Origin of the sequence: Psychrobacter sp. UBA2769 (assembly GCF_002352555.1) — a bacterium.
Lineage (GTDB): Bacteria > Pseudomonadota > Gammaproteobacteria > Pseudomonadales > Moraxellaceae > Psychrobacter > Psychrobacter maritimus.
Map to the genome: position 1 here is coordinate 58,967 of NZ_DEIR01000021.1, position 18,059 is coordinate 77,025.

Annotated in this window: 15 protein-coding genes; all 15 read right to left on the reverse strand. The window is 37.4% G+C overall.

The genetic code is table 11. The features are described from left to right. Window positions 1-66: 66 nt before the first annotated feature. A complete protein-coding gene (locus tag B3Q63_RS10425; RefSeq protein WP_296176370.1) occupies window positions 67-1,269 on the reverse strand; it encodes a DegT/DnrJ/EryC1/StrS family aminotransferase in 1,203 nt (400 codons plus the stop codon). A gap of 97 nt (window positions 1,270-1,366) precedes the next feature. Next, window positions 1,367-2,026 (reverse strand): NeuD/PglB/VioB family sugar acetyltransferase, encoded by a 660-nt coding sequence (locus B3Q63_RS10430; RefSeq protein ID WP_296176373.1) that lies wholly within the window; start codon window positions 2,024-2,026, stop codon window positions 1,367-1,369. Continuing rightward, a complete protein-coding gene (locus B3Q63_RS10435) occupies window positions 2,019-2,642 on the reverse strand; it encodes a sugar transferase (RefSeq protein ID WP_296176376.1) in 624 nt (207 codons plus the stop codon). Before B3Q63_RS10435 ends, B3Q63_RS10430 begins: the two co-directional genes overlap by 8 nt. Window positions 2,643-2,697: 55 nt before the next feature. Beyond that, window positions 2,698-3,861 carry a hypothetical protein gene (locus B3Q63_RS10440; RefSeq protein WP_296176378.1) on the reverse strand — a complete coding sequence of 388 codons (1,164 nt, stop codon included), beginning with the start codon at window positions 3,859-3,861 and terminating at the stop codon, window positions 2,698-2,700. Beyond that, window positions 3,861-4,991: a non-hydrolyzing UDP-N-acetylglucosamine 2-epimerase gene (gene wecB / locus B3Q63_RS10445; protein WP_296176380.1), complete on the reverse strand. Its 1,131-nt coding sequence runs from the start codon at window positions 4,989-4,991 to the stop codon at window positions 3,861-3,863. Before wecB ends, B3Q63_RS10440 begins: the two co-directional genes overlap by 1 nt. A gap of 10 nt (window positions 4,992-5,001) precedes the next feature. Continuing rightward, a complete protein-coding gene (gene wbjC, locus B3Q63_RS10450) occupies window positions 5,002-6,114 on the reverse strand; it encodes a UDP-2-acetamido-2,6-beta-L-arabino-hexul-4-ose reductase (RefSeq protein ID WP_296176384.1) in 1,113 nt (370 codons plus the stop codon). 2 nt (window positions 6,115-6,116) lie between these two features. Then, complete coding sequence (locus B3Q63_RS10455; RefSeq protein ID WP_296176386.1) at window positions 6,117-7,151, reverse strand: polysaccharide biosynthesis protein; 1,035 nt, start codon at window positions 7,149-7,151, stop codon at window positions 6,117-6,119. Between the two features lie 20 nt (window positions 7,152-7,171). Then, window positions 7,172-8,305, reverse strand: a complete 1,134-nt coding sequence (locus B3Q63_RS10460) for a glycosyltransferase family 4 protein (RefSeq protein WP_296176388.1) — start codon at window positions 8,303-8,305, stop codon at window positions 7,172-7,174. Between the two features lie 73 nt (window positions 8,306-8,378). After that, window positions 8,379-9,518, reverse strand: a complete 1,140-nt coding sequence (locus B3Q63_RS10465; RefSeq protein WP_296176390.1) for a glycosyltransferase family 4 protein — start codon at window positions 9,516-9,518, stop codon at window positions 8,379-8,381. A gap of 330 nt (window positions 9,519-9,848) precedes the next feature. After that, window positions 9,849-10,949 carry an EpsG family protein gene (locus tag B3Q63_RS10470; protein ID WP_296176393.1) on the reverse strand — a complete coding sequence of 367 codons (1,101 nt, stop codon included), beginning with the start codon at window positions 10,947-10,949 and terminating at the stop codon, window positions 9,849-9,851. Window positions 10,950-10,961: 12 nt separating this feature from the next. Continuing rightward, window positions 10,962-11,849: a beta-1,6-N-acetylglucosaminyltransferase gene (locus B3Q63_RS10475; RefSeq protein WP_296176395.1), complete on the reverse strand. Its 888-nt coding sequence runs from the start codon at window positions 11,847-11,849 to the stop codon at window positions 10,962-10,964. Between the two features lie 47 nt (window positions 11,850-11,896). Further along, on the reverse strand, window positions 11,897-13,144 hold the full coding sequence (locus B3Q63_RS10480) for an oligosaccharide flippase family protein (protein ID WP_296176398.1): 1,248 nt from the start codon (window positions 13,142-13,144) through the stop codon (window positions 11,897-11,899). Between the two features lie 123 nt (window positions 13,145-13,267). Then, the gene (locus B3Q63_RS10485) at window positions 13,268-15,190 is read right to left on the reverse strand and encodes a polysaccharide biosynthesis protein (RefSeq protein WP_296176401.1); all 1,923 of its coding nucleotides are present in this window, start codon (window positions 15,188-15,190) and stop codon (window positions 13,268-13,270) included. Between the two features lie 110 nt (window positions 15,191-15,300). After that, complete coding sequence (locus B3Q63_RS10490; protein WP_296176403.1) at window positions 15,301-17,565, reverse strand: polysaccharide biosynthesis tyrosine autokinase; 2,265 nt, start codon at window positions 17,563-17,565, stop codon at window positions 15,301-15,303. Between the two features lie 45 nt (window positions 17,566-17,610). Beyond that, the gene (locus tag B3Q63_RS10495) at window positions 17,611-18,042 is read right to left on the reverse strand and encodes a low molecular weight protein-tyrosine-phosphatase (RefSeq protein ID WP_296176405.1); all 432 of its coding nucleotides are present in this window, start codon (window positions 18,040-18,042) and stop codon (window positions 17,611-17,613) included. Between the last annotated feature and the right edge of the window lie 17 nt (window positions 18,043-18,059).

The following is an 18,059-nucleotide window of genomic DNA, read 5'->3' on the forward strand; positions in this document are numbered from 1 at the left end:
TACTATGGGTCAAACATCAATTTGCATTAACGTAACTAAATTTTACTTAATTCAATAACTGACATCTTATTGGTTATGTATGTTAACAAACACACTATCAATTGCTTGTACTGTTTGCTTAATTTCGTCTTCCGTCAACGTTGGATGCACCAAAAACATCAAGCTGGTTTCGCCGAGCTGCTTAGCGACTGGCAGTCTACTTTCAGGACGTAAACCTGTATTATCAAACGCTTTTTCCAGATAAACTTCCGAAGCGGATCCTGAAAAACAAGGAACCCCTAATTCATTAATCTCTTGAATAATACGATCTCGCGACCACTCTCCAGGTAGGTTATCTGACTGCACATAGACGTAGAGCTTATAATAGGCATGGGTCGAATCTGCAAACTGCGCTGATTCTTCTAACCTAGGTACAGAAAGATAGCCTTTTGCTTCCCATTTAGCACAGGTATCTAAAATAGCTTGAGCATTAGCCGTACGTTTGTCTGTCCAATCAGGCATTCTCGTTAATTGAATACGACCAAGCACTGCTTGCATTTCAGTCATGCGCCAATTGGTACCAAAACTTTCGTGTAACCAGCGATAGCCTGGTGGATGCTCGGTCTCATAGACGGCTGCATAGCTTTTACCATGGTCTTTATAAGCCCACATTTTGCGCCATAATTGCTCGTCATTGGTGGTGATCATACCGCCCTCACCGCCTGTGGTCATCACTTTATCTTGGCAAAAGCTCCACGCACCGATATGCCCAATACTACCAACGCTACGACCTTTATAGCGCGCACCATGTGCCTGAGCGCAATCCTCAATTACGTATAGATTATGCTTATCTGCCAACGCCATGATACCATCCATATCACAAGGCCACCCTGCCAAATGCACGCAGACGATAGCTTTGGTCTTAGCCGTCAATACCGCCGCGATCGACTCAGGCGTGATATTACCGGTTGCCTCATCGACATCAGCAAAAACAGGGGTTGCTCCAGCATTAACCACTGATGAGATACTCGCAATAAAGGTACGCGGCGTGACGATTACTTCATCGCCTGCGCCGATATCTAACGCTTGTAAGGCAACGTCTAATGCTAAAGTACCATTACCCATTGCAATGGCATATCTGCTATCAGCCCATTTAGCAAACTCAGTCTCAAACTGACGACACTCTTGCCCTGTCCAGTAATTTACCTTGTTGGATAATAATACTTGACTGACAGCATCAGCCTCTTCTTGAGTAAAGCTTGGCCAAGGTGAAAATGGGGTGTTTAACATGGTTGCCTCGATGGTGCTTATTTATAATTGACGATTAATCACTGACGATTAATCACTTATAACGCAATATTTGATTCTGATTTTTTATTTATACTCTTTATTTATTGAGGGGTCTTGCCGGATTACCAATCACGACTGCGCCAGCTGGGACGTCTTTGGTAACAACCGCTCCCATTCCTACAATGGCACCTTTACCAATAATTAATGGCTTATCAGGTGTGCCTTGTTTGATGACTGCCCCTGTGCCGATATAAGCATGGTTATGGATATGAATATTGCCATTGCAACTGACACGTGGGGCAAAGGTGACATAGTCGCCAATCACGCAATCATGTTCGACATAGCTATATAGATTGGCATGGAAGCATTTACCGATAGTCACATTCGCAGCGATAGTGACAAATGGACTGATCGCAGCACCGGCAGCTATACTGACTGCATCCATAATTAAGGTGGTCGTTCCTTTTACTGTCCACAACGAGATACCATCTTGAACCAATTTATCTGCAATTTTTTGACGAATGCTGCTATTAGCAATGGCAATCAGGACAAATTTATCATCACTTTTTATACTCTTAAATTTTGCATAATTCATCGCTGTATAGCCGTTAACATTAGCATCTTCATCTAATGCATCGTCAATAAATACGATTTGGCTATTTTCTTGAGCATCTAATCTTTGTAATTGATCAACGGCTACCGGCATTAAGCTACGACCACAGCCGGAAGCACCATAGACGGCAAATACTTTACTCATAGCTACTTTCTAAAGCTGGCTGGTCTTGAGAACCAGTAAACTTACTCATCGTCGCTTCGCCGTCGGCGTTAATACCATCTTTGATAACTACTTTTTTTACTGTCTTAAGTAGTATCTTGATATCTAACCATAATGATTGGTTATCTACATACCAAGTATCAAGCTCAAACTTCTTATCCCAACCGATGGCATTACGACCATTCACTTGCGCATAACCCGTAATACCAGGGCGAACATTATGGCGACACGCTTGTTCTTTACTATATAGCGGTAGGTATTCCATTAATAACGGGCGTGGTCCGACTAAACTCATATCGCCTTTGACGACATTCCACAGCTCAGGCAGCTCATCCAAACTACTATTACGTAGTGCTTTACCAAAATCAGTCAAGCGCTCACTATCGGGCAAAGCATTGCCAGCACTATCTATGCCATCTTTCATCGTGCGAAACTTAATCATCTCAAACGGCTTACCGTCTAGACCCGGACGTGTTTGACGAAATAGCACTGGCGAGCCTAAGTTCTTTTTGACTTTGTAAGCAGTGATGGCGTACACCGGAGATAAAGCGACTAAAGCGGTGGTCGCAGCAGTGATATCGAAAAGGCGTTTGATCATTTTTAATGCAGTCCTATTTTTGTTTTATAACACTTAATCTAATTACGATTAAATATTATTCTCCTTGCATAATGATACTTTTTAAAGAGTCAGCATGATATCGAGGAGTCAGCTCTTTAAGCAGCTCATTAGTAATATTAAGTTCAGATGATGAGTTTTTTTCGAGTTTATGAAACAAATCAACTAAAGACTCAATATTCGGTTCAGCGATATAACCAAGATTATTTGTTAATACCCATTCAGCAACACTAGTATTTTTTCCACAAACAGCTATCACCTGACAACCTGAGAATATATATGACGAAGATTTACTTGGAAAAGCATACTTTGTGACTTCATCCTCAATAGGCATCAGGCCAAAACTGTATTGATGCAATAAATTAGAAGCCTCATGAGCAGGCAGTACGCCTAGATAACTTACATTTTGATACTGAGCCGCTAACTCTTGAATAGCATCGCTGTAAACACCGCCGCCAGCGAATACGAAAGGTAGTTTACCCCCCTCTTGAATATAACGTTTAATAGATCCAAGCAATAAGGGTATACGTTGTAATCTACCTGCATTGCCACAGTAGACAAATCCATTTATACGTTCAAGATTGGTGTTATGTGCTTGATTCGAATCTTGCACTGCAGGGTTAGATAGCAACTTAATATTTAACTGTTTACCTGTTCTTTTAGTAATATAGGACTGCATCTGTTCAGTTAAAGTAATAATAGTAGACGCTTTGATGATTGTTTTAGTATCAATACGCTCTAGCAATCGAGTGAAAAAATTGTTTTTACCCGTAACAATAGACGTTATTTCAGGATGAATATCTTGTAAGTGATATACATACTTCTTATCAAATAGCTGACAGTACCATCGTACGGCTAAAGGAGTAAATACCGGAGGATTTGTAGCCACATAGACTTTATCAGGTCGAGAATAAACCAAACTTGTAAAAGTAAAACCTGTGAACAGTAGCAATTCAGATATTCTTAATACCATAGGGCTAGAGGAATCCGTTAAAGCAGGTAAAGTCAAAAACTTCACATCTTGACCACGTCCAGCGTTCTTTAGCTTTTTAGTAAACCCTTTATTAACTTGAGTCATCACAACAGGCTTAGCGTCTTTACTAAGTGATTCCGCTAACAACAACAGAGCTTCGCCAATAGCAGGATTCTCTGGCCAAAAGCTTCTACTAATAATGGCTATCTTTTCATTCTTGGCACTCATTAGTACTTCTTCCAAACTATACGATTAACATAATCAGTATAACTTAAGATAATTCTAACCACTTTCTCACTGACATTGGGCATACTATAATCATCTACCAAGCGTAATGAACGCTCCTCACCCCGTGCCTGCGACTCTAAAATATCTAGACCCTGTAAAATGCGTTTAGCAGTCAACCCTACCATCATTACTGCTGCTTCTTCCATGCCTTCAGGACGTTCATGAGCTTGTCTTAAATTAAGAGCGGGAAAGTTTAAAATAGAAGACTCTTCGTTAATCGTACCGCTGTCTGACAATGCCGCTTTAGCAGATAGCTGCAATTTATTATAATCACTAAATCCAAGTGGCTTTAATAACTGCACAAGTGGATGAAACTTGATATCCAATTCTTCAATACGGTTACGAGTACGGGGATGCGTGGAAACAATGACTGGAAACTGATATTTCTCTGCCACCGCATTGAGCATATCAACCAAATCTAAAAAATTCTGATCAGAATTGATATTTTCCTCGCGATGGGCACTGACGATAAAATATTGCTGCTCTTTAAGCCCTAAGGTTTCTAAAATATCAGACGCTTTAACTTTAGCTTTATAGTGGTTTAACACCTCAAACATGGGGCTACCCGTTTTAATGACCAGATCAGCAGGTAAACCTTCGGCAAGCAAATAGTCACGCGCAATAGTACTATAGGTTAAATTAATATCTGCAGTATGATCTACAATACGGCGGTTAATCTCCTCTGGTACACGCATGTCAAAACAGCGGTTGCCCGCTTCCATATGGAAAGTAGGAATTTTACGGCGTTTAGCAGGAATGACTGCCATACAGCTATTGGTATCGCCGAGCACCAGTAAAGCTTCCGGCTGTACTTCCTCTAAAACTTTATCGACGCCTATAATGACGTTACCGATAGTTTCAGCACCCGTTGCCCCTGCCGCATTTAAAAAGTGATCAGGCTTACGAATCCCTAAATCAGTAAAAAATATCTCATTGAGTTCATAGTCATAGTTTTGACCCGTATGGACAATTATGTGATCAAAATATTTATCACATGCTTGCATGACTCGAGACAGTCTAATAATCTCCGGACGTGTCCCTACGACAGTCATTAGCTTTAACTTATTCATAATACAACTCTTATTCTGTTATTGGCATGGCATAAGTATCAGGTTTTTCACGGTCAAAAATCTCGTTTGCCCACAGCATAACGATCATTTCATCCTCACCTATATTAGTAATATCGTGAGTCCAACCCGGTACAGTCTCGACAATTCTTGCTTCATCACCGTTCGTTTCTAATTCATAGTATTCGCCAGTAATGATATGCTTAAATTTAAATAACGCATTACCTTTAATGACTAAAAACTTTTCAGTCTTACTATGATGATAATGTCCACCACGAGTTATGCCTGGATGCGCAGTGAAATAGGAGAACTGACCCGCATCCGGTGTTTTAAGCATCTCTACAAAGACACCGCGTTCATCACCATGCTTCACTACCGTATAGTCAAACTGATTAGGCTGTAAGAAACTTAAATAAGTAGAATATAGAGCACGGGTTAAACCAGTACCTACTGGCAGCGTTATCAAGGTGTCACGCGAATGCTTAAACTCTCGTAGAGTGTCCGCTAAACCCCCAACGGTAATCTGATATTCTGGCTCAATGACAAAGTATTGCTCTGGTGAATAATGACCTTCAATCATCTGCCAAAATATCTCTACAACATCGTCTATATAAACTAGGCGAATAACCGCATCAGGATTATTAATCTGAATGGGTAAATCGTTAGCAATATTATGGCAAAAGGTCGCCACTGCCGAATTATAGTTAGGGCGTGACCATTTACCAAATACATTAGCCAAACGACAAATATAGACGGGATTACCTTGATTCTTATTTAAATCAATTAATACCTGCTCTCCGCCGAGTTTACTTTGACCATAGGCATTGTCTTGCTCTGCTTGAATAGATGAAGATAAAATAATTGGAGTCTTTTTATTATACTCTATTAGCAAATCAGCAATTTTTTGCGTTAAGGTAATATTGCCTTCTATAAACTCTTGTTCATTTAATGGACGATTAACGCCCGCTAAATGTATGATCCAGTCTGCTTTGATAACCGCATCTTTTAAATCATCTTCACTAGAGTTACGGTTAAGACACAAGATATTAATATCGTTTTGTTCGGATAAAAACTGAATAATATTTTTAGCAATAAAACCATTAGAGCCTGTCACTAAAATATTCACGATTACGCCTCCGGATCAACATGTCTGCCTTCAGTTAAAGCACGGACAAATTCAAGCTTGAGGAGCAGCTGCTTCATACCTTCCACATCTAAGCGCTCTGTATTATGGGAGTTGTAATCCTCAATCTCGGTGATATGCAGATCACCTTCTTCGACATATTTGCCATAGTTAAGGTCACGCTGGTCTGCTGGTACTCGGTAATAATATCCCTGATCGATAGCCACTGCCATTTCTTCGCGGCTTAAGAGGGCTTCATAAGCTTTTTCACCATGACGTGTACCCATAATGACAATAGGATGCTCGTCAAGATTCATCAGCTCTTTTAAAGCTTTGGCGAGCACTTCTATAGTGGCAGCAGGTGCTTTTTGAACGAAAATATCGCCATTCTCACCGTGTTCAAAAGCATACAATACCAAGTCTACCGCATCCTCTAACGTCATCATAAAACGCGTCATATTAGGATCAGTAATAGTCAAAGGTTTACCTTTCAAAATCTGCTCGACAAATAGCGGAATCACTGAACCACGAGAAGCCATGACATTACCATAGCGTGTACCACAAATCACCGTATCTAAACCTTCTAAATTACGCGATTTGGCAACCATTACCTTTTCCATCATGGCTTTGGAAATACCCATCGCATTGATAGGATAAACGGCTTTATCCGTACTTAAACAAACCACACGTTTTACTTTATTTTGAATAGCCGCTTCTAAGACGTTTTCTGTACCTAATACATTGGTCTTAACTGCTTGCATTGGATGAAACTCACACGAAGGCACTTGCTTAAGAGCAGCTGCATGGTAAATATAATCCACACCACGGGTCGCACTAAGTAAGCTGTAATAATCTCTCACATCGCCAATGTAAAACTTGAGCTTAGAATTGGCGTAGGCGATACGCATGTCTTCTTGCTTTTTTTCATCACGACTAAAGATACGAATCTCAGCGATATCGGTATCCAAAAAGCGTTTTAATACGGCGTTACCGAATGAGCCTGTACCGCCGGTGATTAAAAGTGTTTTGTCTTTAAACATTTAAATACCTTTTTATTAACTTATTTATTAGCTGCATATTCAAACATAGCAATATTAGCTTCAATCGCATCTCTTTGAGAAAATTTATTTCTTGCCCATTTAAGTACGTTTTTTCGCATTTCATAATGATCATCGTTGCTCATCAATGCCAGCTTATTAATAGCATTACTAAATGTACTTGGATTGTCTAATGACAAATCCCAACCAAGACCTTGTTCAGACAGATTACGCCAAGGAGTAGCATCAGAAATTAACAGTGGTAAGCCTGCGCACAATGCTTCTGCAATAACATGACCATAATTCTCTCCTTTTGTAGGCATAAAGAAGAAATCATATGATGATAATGTCGGAACTACCTGTTCAGGCGTTAACTCGCCTTTATACTGTACATCAATATGTGAAGGTAAATCAGCTATAATACTTTGACAATGCCGCCAATAACTCTGGTCTTCAATTGGCCCATATATATCATAAACCAAAGGTTTTTGAACGCTTTTAAGTATTTCTAGAGCAAAACCTAAGTTCTTCATAGGGGAAATACGAGAGATAAAAACAGCTTTGATTATTTGTTCTCGTATAGCAATATTTTTAGCAAACTCCTGAGCGCTAATATCTTCTGCTATAACAATATCCATATCAGACCCTAAAACTCTTTTGATATCTTCAGCTTCATAGATACTTGAAGCCTGATATATAGTTCCACGATGTAAATTCAAAAGCTTATATAATTTTATAAAAGTATTTTTTTTTCTTGATTTTAAACTCAATGCACCTTCTGAAAACTCACCCCTAGGACCAACGATAACTTTTTGACGTAGAGTTTTTGCTATTATTAACGGTAATACTGAAAATGTAGGCGAAAAAAAGCTATTTAAGTATATTAGATCATAATTCTTCTCGAACAATATTTTAGTAACTTGCTTATAACCTATACTGCCTGACTGTACATAAAACACTTCTGCGTTGCCAACTTTATTCCAAACATTATGGTCTATCGAATTGTAAGGTAAAGTGTCACCAAGGTCTCGATTACTGGTAATTAACTTGTAAGATACAAAGCTTCCAGTTTGGTCGAATAAATTTTTGATGGTCTTTATAGGACCGCCACCTTTATATCCAGGAAGATAGTGTCCCGTAAAAGTTAAAATATTCAAAAGACCTTTTACTCCTTTAATAATTTTATTACTAATAAAATTAGATCATTAAACTCAACCTATAGTATTTTTACTATACTGCTTCAAGCGGTCCTTTAAAATTGGCTGATGGTTCGTTATTAATTAGCGACAAGGACAACTGAACAAATCTTTCTGCTGCTATAGCAGGAGTCCAGTTTTCTCTTATAATTAATCTTGATTTTACACTAAAGTCGTTTATTAACTTTTTATTATTAACCAACTGGCTCAAACAGTCATATAAAGAATCTTCTGATCCAGACTTGAATAACAGTCCATTTACACCATGTTCAATTAGTGAAGCGCCAGCCCCTGTCTTATCTGAAGCAATCACTGCACATCCAGCAGACATCGCCTCATTTACTACTGCACCCCATCCTTCATACGCACTACTTGGCAACACGTATATGTCATATTGTGCCATAAGGAAAGGCACTTCATCTGAAGGTATAAATTCTTTAAATTCATAAAAAGAGGCACCTAATAACTTTTTTGCAAGCTTCTCTAAATATTCTCGTTCAGAGCCATTACCAACTAATGTAAGTTCAAATTTTTTACCCTCATTCTTTATTTTTGCTAAAGCTTTAATAAGTAAGTCAACACGCTTACATTTAATCATACGCCCAACCCATAGAATACGAGTGACATCAGAACCTCTGCTCTCACTCATACTAGGTATTATTATAGGAAACGCTGTAAAGTACCCCCATGCCCATACACGTGAGGGCATAGATGTCATTAAAGCCATGTCTCTTGCAGCAAATGGACCAATGGGTAAATAATGAAAATACTTACTTTTACTTAACTGCTTAAACTCTAGAAACATTTTTAAATATAATGGATGAAACAACCTAAACATACCTACTGGTGGCTTCCACCATCGTTCAGACATATAAAAACATATTTTATTATCATCAACACGTTCTTGCATTTTACTAATTAGCCTTTCGCCACATATAACCACATCAGCTTCATGCCAAAACTTATCAAATCTTATGTGACTTTCTATTGAGTCATTGGGGTGAATAATCCATTCTTCATTATAATCTTTTTTCCAGCCATTATTTAGTCTTTCAGAATCTGGTCTTCCTAATGCAGCAAATAGAAAGTTCTCCTCGCCGACTAGTGACACCAATTCTTTAGAGAAAGGCAATTGATGATGGCTCACGATATTATTCACTTGCAGTATCTTCATATAATTCCTTAGTTCTCAAACAATGATTTTTTATGTATCGCTCGAAGATTAAGTAAATATGACTCTAAAAGCCAGAACTTCTATAGTCAGTTCAAAATAAAAGCGAGACATTATAGCTGTGTGCGACTGGTATAAATTTTCCTTGCTTGCTGTTATCACAGAGGCTACGAAAAATTCATCCCAGTAGCACTGTATCGATTTTAAAGTAATTCTACTATATTAGTATTTATTGCATAACGATAATAGTTCTTGCTAATAAGTTAATAAACTTAAATCTAACATACTATTATATAAAACAATGATTAAGTTCAATTTCAATGGATTGATAACTTATCTATAATTCCAAAAATTGAAAGCTGCTGATTCCCAGTTATTAGAGGGGAATCCCTTGATAAACTGAATTATAATATTCATATCAAGCTGATAGAAATTGCCGAAAACTCCAGTAGTGAATAAATATAAAAAAATAGAACAGTAACTTAATATATACCCTATAGTTATAGTTTTAACGCCTTTAGGCAATTTATAAATACCATTGGCAAGAGCGATACACACGAACGGTAAAAAGTAAATCCTAACTCTTTGAGAAATGAGAGGAATACTTATTGTTAGGATTTCAATAAGCAGCATTAATAGTGTTGCACGATACACCCAATCATCTACTTTCGAGTGAATAATTTTAATCTTAAATTGAAAATATAATGCTAAAGCGAAAATACTAATACGCACTAAAGAAGAATATAGGTTAGCCACTTTTGAATCTTCAGCGTACATTTGTAACTTACTAATAGCTAGGTAATTAAATGAGCTAAACACTCCTGATGTCAAAAACCCTATGAATAAAGAGCCAATGGCTAAGCTTCCCAATACTAGTATTAGAGTAAACTTTTTTGTACTACGCTTAAAAAAATTTAATTTACCTAATAGTAGTACTAAGCTTGAAATATGAAAGCCACTAGCAATTACAATAGAAAATATACTAGGATATCTCTTGATTATCAGAAAGCTTGATAACAAAACTATTGAAGCTAAAACTTGTCTTAATACATCATTGATATAGGGATATGTCAATGCAAAAAATATAGTTACTGCAAGTAAAGGAAGTTTCGTATATCTTTTAAATATTACCAATAATAGAAGAGTATTAATAGATTTAATGGCAATTGCAAAAAACCAAAAATTCATGCCCAAGGAAGCAGAAAAGACTGATAATGCACTATACAAAGCCTCAAAACTTTCAAAATTATTATGGTAATAATTTTCTTGATAAGCAACCCAGTCGACTCCTACTTTATAACCTAATCCTAAAGTAAAAAGCACTAACACAGAAGCTATAAACCATAAAAAACTCTTAATATTATTGCTTAAGTTGGTTGATTCTAACAACGAAAACAAAACTAATATGAGGAATATTACAAAGATACCATTCATTGAGCTTACCAGTTAGAGAATTTTGTGATTAATCTTGTCAACTAAGGTTGATCCATCAACACTTCTTACTTTTCTAACAAAGAGCTTCTCAGACTGTTTGAGTTCATCCCAATCATTAATCGTAAACCACTTAGTTAAAGAGTTATCGATGAGATGAAGATTCGCTAAATAGTCTAATCCAAAATATTTAAAATCTTGTAGCCCCGTGCATTGAGAGACCAATTGGGAATTGCCCAAAATAGTATGGATGTAATGCTCATCTGCCGCGTAGGTATATCTGAACATATTTTGAAACCATCGGTTATTTTCATGGAAGTCTACTGCATATCTAGCACATGGCGCATTTAATGCAGTCCAATTACTACCTCCGTAGGCTATTATATTATCTTTCCAAGTATTTGGAATATGTGCATGGAAACTAACTCTTCTTATAATACGGTGTAAATTGTGAATAATTTTATTTCTAATAGGGAAGGGATTATCCATTAAGAATTTATATTGTATTTGACGATAAAGCAGACGGTGATCTGTCATTTTAACGTACTTAATAAAGCTCTTATCTTTATTGTTTACAAAAAAGCTATCTATATAGTCGATAGATTTGATAGGGTAGCAACTACCTGATAAAAAGATATAGTGAGAAAATTCGTCTTTGTGCTCAACCGCTAGTTTTAGCAATTCCATCATTACTGTAACCATAGAGAATCCAGCCCAAGAAACTTTAATTCTCGGTGTAAGGAAATGTACATTTCCTTTCCTGGATAAGTTTAAAAAGCTCGTGTCATCTACAAACCCATCAATATGAATAAATATTTCACAGTTATTCCCCAAAGCAGTTATAAGCTTTGATAGATGTTCTTTGTCATTGTGAGCCATAATACAGTATGCAACTTTGTTCATAGAAATTTCCTATATATACTTATCCGCACTTTTTAATACATTTGTGATTATTTGAATATTTTATTAATGTAATTAAACTTAACGCAGCAGCCAGTTAAAATAGTAAAAGTTATAACCTCACTGAAAGCAAGTCCATAGGCTGCTCCTACGGCACCGAGAGATTTAATCAAAATAGGAGTATAAATAATATGTAATATAGAAACAGCTATAGGGACTAAATAATACAGCTTTGTGTGTCCCATAGGAACGAGTATATAATTACATAGAATAACTGAAATTACTGAGAAAAACATAGCTATAGATAAAGGAATCCTGAGAGGTACAGCATCTAGATAAGCATCACCAAGCAAAACATTAATAATTGTTATATTAAAGAATATGTATAGAAAGGTAATTATTAATAGTAAGAAAGTCTGCGATAAAATTATTGCTTTCAATAGTGAAAAAGCTTTTGTCTCGTCTGTAACTAATAAGGCGTTCACTCTAGGAAAAATAGCGCCACCTGCAACTATAAATAATCCAGCTAGGGCTCCAGTAAATTTATTAGCAGCACTATAGATACCCATTTCATGTTCTGAAGATAAGAAGCCTAGCAGTAAAGGAGTGCTAATAGTATAGACACTAATAGCAAGACTCCCAATGAAATAAGAAGTAGAGTCTGATATCTCCCTAAACGTATTTTTGAATAGCCTAAAGTCTGGCTTTCCAATACTTTTATGTTTTATTATACTTATCCATGATAATAAGGCAGCAACTAATAAAGTACAAGACTGTATGAGAGCAGCTATAACAATATCTCCTTCATCTTTTACTAAATAAAAGGTAGAAGGCAGTATACTTAGCTTGGCTATCACTTGAGAGATTAGTATTACTTTGATATTCTCGATACCCTGAAAGTACCAAAGTGGAAATATAGCGGTTGCGACTAACTGTGGCGTAAATGCTAATAGTATATATAGAACATTATTAAGCTTAGAATTAAATATTGCTAGGCCTAGCATAAGCATTATACTGAAACTTAAAAGCATGAGCTTAGCGAATATAATATTCCAAAATACTTGATCAATACTTAATCCTTGCTTCTTTAAAATAGAGATCTTTTTAGTTCCACTAAGTGTGAAACCAAAGTCTATTACTATGCAGAAATAAAGGATTATAGAGTTAGCAAAAGATAATGAACCATAGTTTTCGGTTCCTAATACTCTTGCTAAATAAGGAAAAATAATTAAAGGTATTAGGTAGTTTAAACCCTGTACGAATATTAAGTAAATTATATTTGTTCTTAACAAGGACATATAATCCCTAACTCTCATAATTGATTTTAAAAAGGCATTTTTATAAAAATAATTTATATATATATAGCTAAAGTTCATCAATGATATACAAGATATTATTTATTAAACCTTATTTAAAAATCTTTACGTTTGTTGCTCTATATTATCTTTATAGCCATCTACAAACTGCTTAAATTGCTGCTTCAGCCAAATGACATCGAATTGTTTTTGTTTTTCGTTCAATTCAAACAATACCGATTCTAGCTCATCTAATGGAAAGCTATGCTCTATTGCTTGCATGATAAGAGAATGATCAGTTGGTTCAACATTATCTTCACCGATGATGAGCTCTTCATAAAGCTTTTCTCCATCTCTAAGTCCCGTAAAGATGACTTCGATATCACCTTCAGGATGCGCGGCATCTTTAATATCAAAACCACTTAAATGAATCATTCGGTGGGCCAAGTCAACGATCTTGACCGGCTCTCCCATATCAAGCACAAACACCTCACCACCTGATGCCATTGCACCTGCTTGGATGACTAAGTTTGCCGCTTCTGGAATCGTCATAAAATAACGAGTCACATCAGGATGGGTTACCGTAATCGGCTTACCTTGCTCGATCTGCTTGGTAAATAACGGCACAACAGAGCCTGACGAGCCTAGGACATTACCAAAACGCACCATACTGATACAGGTCTGGCTATCTGTCTGGCTGAGCGCTTGACAAACCAATTCTGCCAAGCGCTTAGAAGCGCCCATCACATTGGTCGGTCTTACTGCTTTATCGGTCGATATTAAAACAAAAGTCTCGACATTTGCTGCAATCGCCGCCCGCGCACAGTGATAAGTACCTTTGGTATTATTAATGACGCCTTCAAAGGGATTGTGCTCAACCATAGGTACATGTTTATAGGCAGCAGCATGATAAACCGTCTGTATATTATAGAGATTCAGTATTCTAAGCAGGTTCGATTCATTGGTGACGTTACCGATGACCGCAATAATTTCAATATTTTTATAGGCAGGCGTATTGGCTTGCTTGATGGTCAGCTCTTGATGGATACTATAAAGCGCAAACTCGGACAGCTCATAAAGTACGAGACATTTGGGCTGGTTCTTGATTACTTGACGGCACAATTCACTACCGATAGAGCCACCAGCACCAGTGACCAACACGCACTTACCCTTGATATTCATTTGCAGCAATTTAGCGTCAGGTTCAACAGTCTGTCTGTCTAACACATCCAATATGTCTACTTTGCGCATGCTACTGACGGTCACTTTTTCGTCAGCGATTTCCTCTAAACTTGGCAATTCTTTTATTTTTATGGCAATACCTGAGAGTCTATCTATAATCTGGCGTTTTTGCGCGCGGCTGATAGAAGGAATAGCCAAAAATATCTGTGCAATGTCTAGCTCCTCTACTAAGCTTACTAACTCATCAGCAGTATAAATCTTTTTGCCGAGTAAATAAGCACCCGTAAGCTGTGGATCATCATCAACGTAAGCCACAACATTATATTTATGCGAGTTTCTTAAACCTTCTAATAAATCCCGACCTGCTTCTCCCGCACCATAAATAACAATATTATCATAATCGTTTTCATCCCTAATACGGCGCTGGTTTTTACCTTGTAATCGCGTTAGAAGCTCACGGATGGTTAGCCTACTATTCCATAACCAAATAAAGAATAGAAACAAATATAGAATGGGTACGGCACGTGGCACATTAGGAAGGAGTTTAAAATAAAGAATGGTCTGGGCAATGATGATAAGTACAAAGAATAGCTGTAATACGCTACCCATCATCGCATCAAAAAAACCTCTAGCTACGCCATTGTAAAACCCAATAGCGTATAAGCATAAGACTGGAACCAATGCGCTCAGACTTAATACTAATAAGCTGACATGATGGTCTATATATCCATATCTTGCTGCAATGGCGAAGAATAAACAAACGGCTGACATGATAAAGTCAGCCAACATTAAAATACTACGCTTAATGCTTCTAGGTAGGCTAAGTAAAAACTTAGTGCTACGCTCAGCAAGACCAGTAGATATCATAGAGTTAACATTATGTGATTTGGATGAGGCTGATGGATCTATTGACATGACAAACAACTGTTTTATTCAAGCATTAATATTTAAAAAATTCTATATCTATCCGCTAACGATTAGTTATTATTGCCGTAAGCATAACTATAATGATAGCTATACTTACTTAGTAATCCCTGTTGTACATCGTTTAAGATAATACCGTCTACTTTGATATTGGCTTTATTCATCTGATTAACCGCATAAACCACTTGCCCTTCTATAGACTTATCATAGCGAGCCACCATTAACACTTTATCTGCATACTGGGATAAAATCATAGCATCAGAAGCAGCCAGTACAGGTGGCGAATCAATGACAATATAATCATAATGCAAATTCAGTTCTTTGATTAAATGATCGAAACTGCCATTAGCTAATAATGATGCCGGATTACGTGGGTGCTGACCGCGTGGCATAAAATCGATATTATCTATACCAGTCGGATGAATAAAGCTTGCCAAATAACCCTCTTGATTAGCAACAATTTTTGATACCTGAGCGTTATCTTTTGATAAATGAGTCGTATCTTGTGATAGATAATCTGCCAAACCATTATCTTGACTCATACTAAACATCTTATGCAGCTCACCCAAGCGCATATCAGCATCCATAATCAGGACTTTTTTATCTAACTGAGCAAATACCTCAGTTAGATTAGAAGAGATAAATGATTTACCAACACCAGGGCTTTCACCAGTAATTAGTATCACTTTCGCTCTTTGCCCCGCTCGACCTTGGGCTGGCATGCCAAACATTAGATTTGTTCTTAAGCTCTTAATGGCCTCATAGCTCAAACTATTATTATCTACGTAAGCCAGTAGTCTGTTAGGCGCTTTCTTATTACTCTTACGTAATCTTGTTAATAGTGGAGAGCGTGGAACCGTCGCTACCACAGGCACACCTGTCTTAGCCTCTAAACGCTCAGGGTCTTTTACCACATTTCTAAGCATGTTTTTAAGCAGTACAAGCATAGTTCCAAGCATCGACCCCAATAAAACTGCCAAAACAATAATCAAAAGCTTTTTGGGAGCAATGGCTTTATAGGTGCTGATTGGTAAGTCAACAATTCGGGCAAAACCTAACTGACCTGCTTTAGCGATCTGTAGTTGCTGATAGTTTTTGAGTAGAGTTAAGTAAATCTCTCTATTAATTTCAGTATCTTGTGATAACTTAAGAAACTCTCGTTGTAGTTCAGGTAAACCTGCAATAGTATTATCAATAGTCTGCTTTCTATCTCTCAAAACTTTTAATTGTTCATCGATTTGAATAACTAAAGGATGCTCTTCGGTATAATAAGTCGTTAAATCAGCCTTTTTAAGTTTCAACTCATTCAGCTGTACATCAATATTAGAATTTTCAGTGAGAAGTAGCTCAGCCTCTTTTGCAACATCAATTGTGCCATATTTTTTACGAAACTCATTAAACACTCCTTCGGCATCCTCAAGTTTTTTCTTAAGAATAGGAATCTGTGTTTCCATAAACTTGATTGTTTTGGTCGTCTCCTCAGAGCCACGAGATTGGTTCTGACCTATGTATGATAGGATAATATCCTTAAGTATCATACTCGTTTGCTGCTGATTGGCACCAGTCATCGAAAGCTCGATAATACCCGTTTGCTTACCTTTTTCAACAACTGACAAGGATGTGTTAAGGGCATCCGTAGTCGACTGCAATGACTGCTTAGTGATACGGATAGCATGACCATCAGCTGGTAAGTCATTGACTGTAATATGAATCTGACCATCTACGCCGCTAAATTTCTGCGGCTGATTAAGCTGCCCTTTAAAGTCGTCAAAACCGTTAGTTAAGACGAAACCATTACCTTCTCGGCTTAAAGTAAAAGGTTGGTTTAGATAAGCTTGTGAGACATTAAACTCACTGATCTGCACTTGGCCTTCTGCTGTTTTTAGAGAAACACCCTCAGGTGCATTTATTTGTGTATGAGTACGATCGTTGATTACTTTATCAATAGCACTAACTTCAAGATCAGCAAGCTGGATGCGTAAATGTAGTTGGTTGACTACTGGCTCCAAAATCATTCTTGAGCGAATCAGCTCAGCCTCAGTCTGTGCCTTACTAGCTTCAGAGCCCAATAGATCAGAAATATTCTCACCCAATGCAGGCAGGCCTGATGACTTTTCATCAATTTGGATCAGAGCATCGGAACGATAGGTAGGATTTACGTACCTGCTATATAAGACCCCTATTATCAAGCCCAATACTGCAAAAAGAACAATAGTCTTCCAGCCGCGCAAGATAGAAAACAGCAGCGCCATAAGATCAATTTCGTCATTATCTTCTTTAGAGGCAGAGTTTGATAAATTTTTTGAATCTGTATTCATAACGGTATGTTCATCACTTAAGGTTAGTCGTTTAATAATATCTAGTTAACTAATTTTGTCTGCCCACTGCTCGAGGCTATCAACAATATCTTGATATGCCGTTTTAAAAGCACTCATTTCATGCTTATAAGGGTCGGCAATGTCTTTACTCATCCAATGACCTAACTTAAAGGTTTTGCCGCGACAAAATGGCCAGCGTTCTTCAATCCATTTCGTTTGACCATCTGACATGGTAAAAATAATGTCAGCCTTTTTTGCCAAATTTTCGTCAAGCTGTTTCGCGACATGCTTAGTGATATCAAGCTGCTGCGCTGTCATGATCTCTAATGCAGCAGGATCTGCAGGGTGACCGACTAAAGCGCCAACACCTGCAGAGTCAATATTCTTATGTGGATAACGTTGTTTCAGTAATGCCTCTGCCATCGGGCTACGACAAATATTACCAACACATACGACTAAAATATTATCAAACGCCATAACTGTTATCACCTATT

Bases quoted from the DNA above. Each gene is read 5' to 3' on its own strand.
- B3Q63_RS10470 (WP_296176393.1), bottom strand. From the start codon at position 10,949: ATGAATGGTATCTTTGTAATATTCCTCATATTAGTTTTGTTTTCGTTG.
- B3Q63_RS10475 (WP_296176395.1), bottom strand. From the start codon at position 11,849: ATGAACAAAGTTGCATACTGTATTATGGCTCACAATGACAAAGAACAT.
- B3Q63_RS10435 (WP_296176376.1), bottom strand. From the start codon at position 2,642: ATGATCAAACGCCTTTTCGATATCACTGCTGCGACCACCGCTTTAGTC.
- B3Q63_RS10465 (WP_296176390.1), bottom strand. From the start codon at position 9,518: ATGAAGATACTGCAAGTGAATAATATCGTGAGCCATCATCAATTGCCT.
- B3Q63_RS10480 (WP_296176398.1), bottom strand. From the start codon at position 13,144: ATGTCCTTGTTAAGAACAAATATAATTTACTTAATATTCGTACAGGGT.
- B3Q63_RS10455 (WP_296176386.1), bottom strand. From the start codon at position 7,151: ATGTTTAAAGACAAAACACTTTTAATCACCGGCGGTACAGGCTCATTC.
- B3Q63_RS10485 (WP_296176401.1), bottom strand. From the start codon at position 15,190: ATGATATCTACTGGTCTTGCTGAGCGTAGCACTAAGTTTTTACTTAGC.
- B3Q63_RS10425 (WP_296176370.1), bottom strand. From the start codon at position 1,269: ATGTTAAACACCCCATTTTCACCTTGGCCAAGCTTTACTCAAGAAGAG.
- B3Q63_RS10495 (WP_296176405.1), bottom strand. From the start codon at position 18,042: ATGGCGTTTGATAATATTTTAGTCGTATGTGTTGGTAATATTTGTCGT.
- B3Q63_RS10440 (WP_296176378.1), bottom strand. From the start codon at position 3,861: ATGAGTGCCAAGAATGAAAAGATAGCCATTATTAGTAGAAGCTTTTGG.
- wecB (WP_296176380.1), bottom strand. From the start codon at position 4,991: ATGAATAAGTTAAAGCTAATGACTGTCGTAGGGACACGTCCGGAGATT.
- B3Q63_RS10490 (WP_296176403.1), bottom strand. From the start codon at position 17,565: ATGAATACAGATTCAAAAAATTTATCAAACTCTGCCTCTAAAGAAGAT.
- B3Q63_RS10430 (WP_296176373.1), bottom strand. From the start codon at position 2,026: ATGAGTAAAGTATTTGCCGTCTATGGTGCTTCCGGCTGTGGTCGTAGC.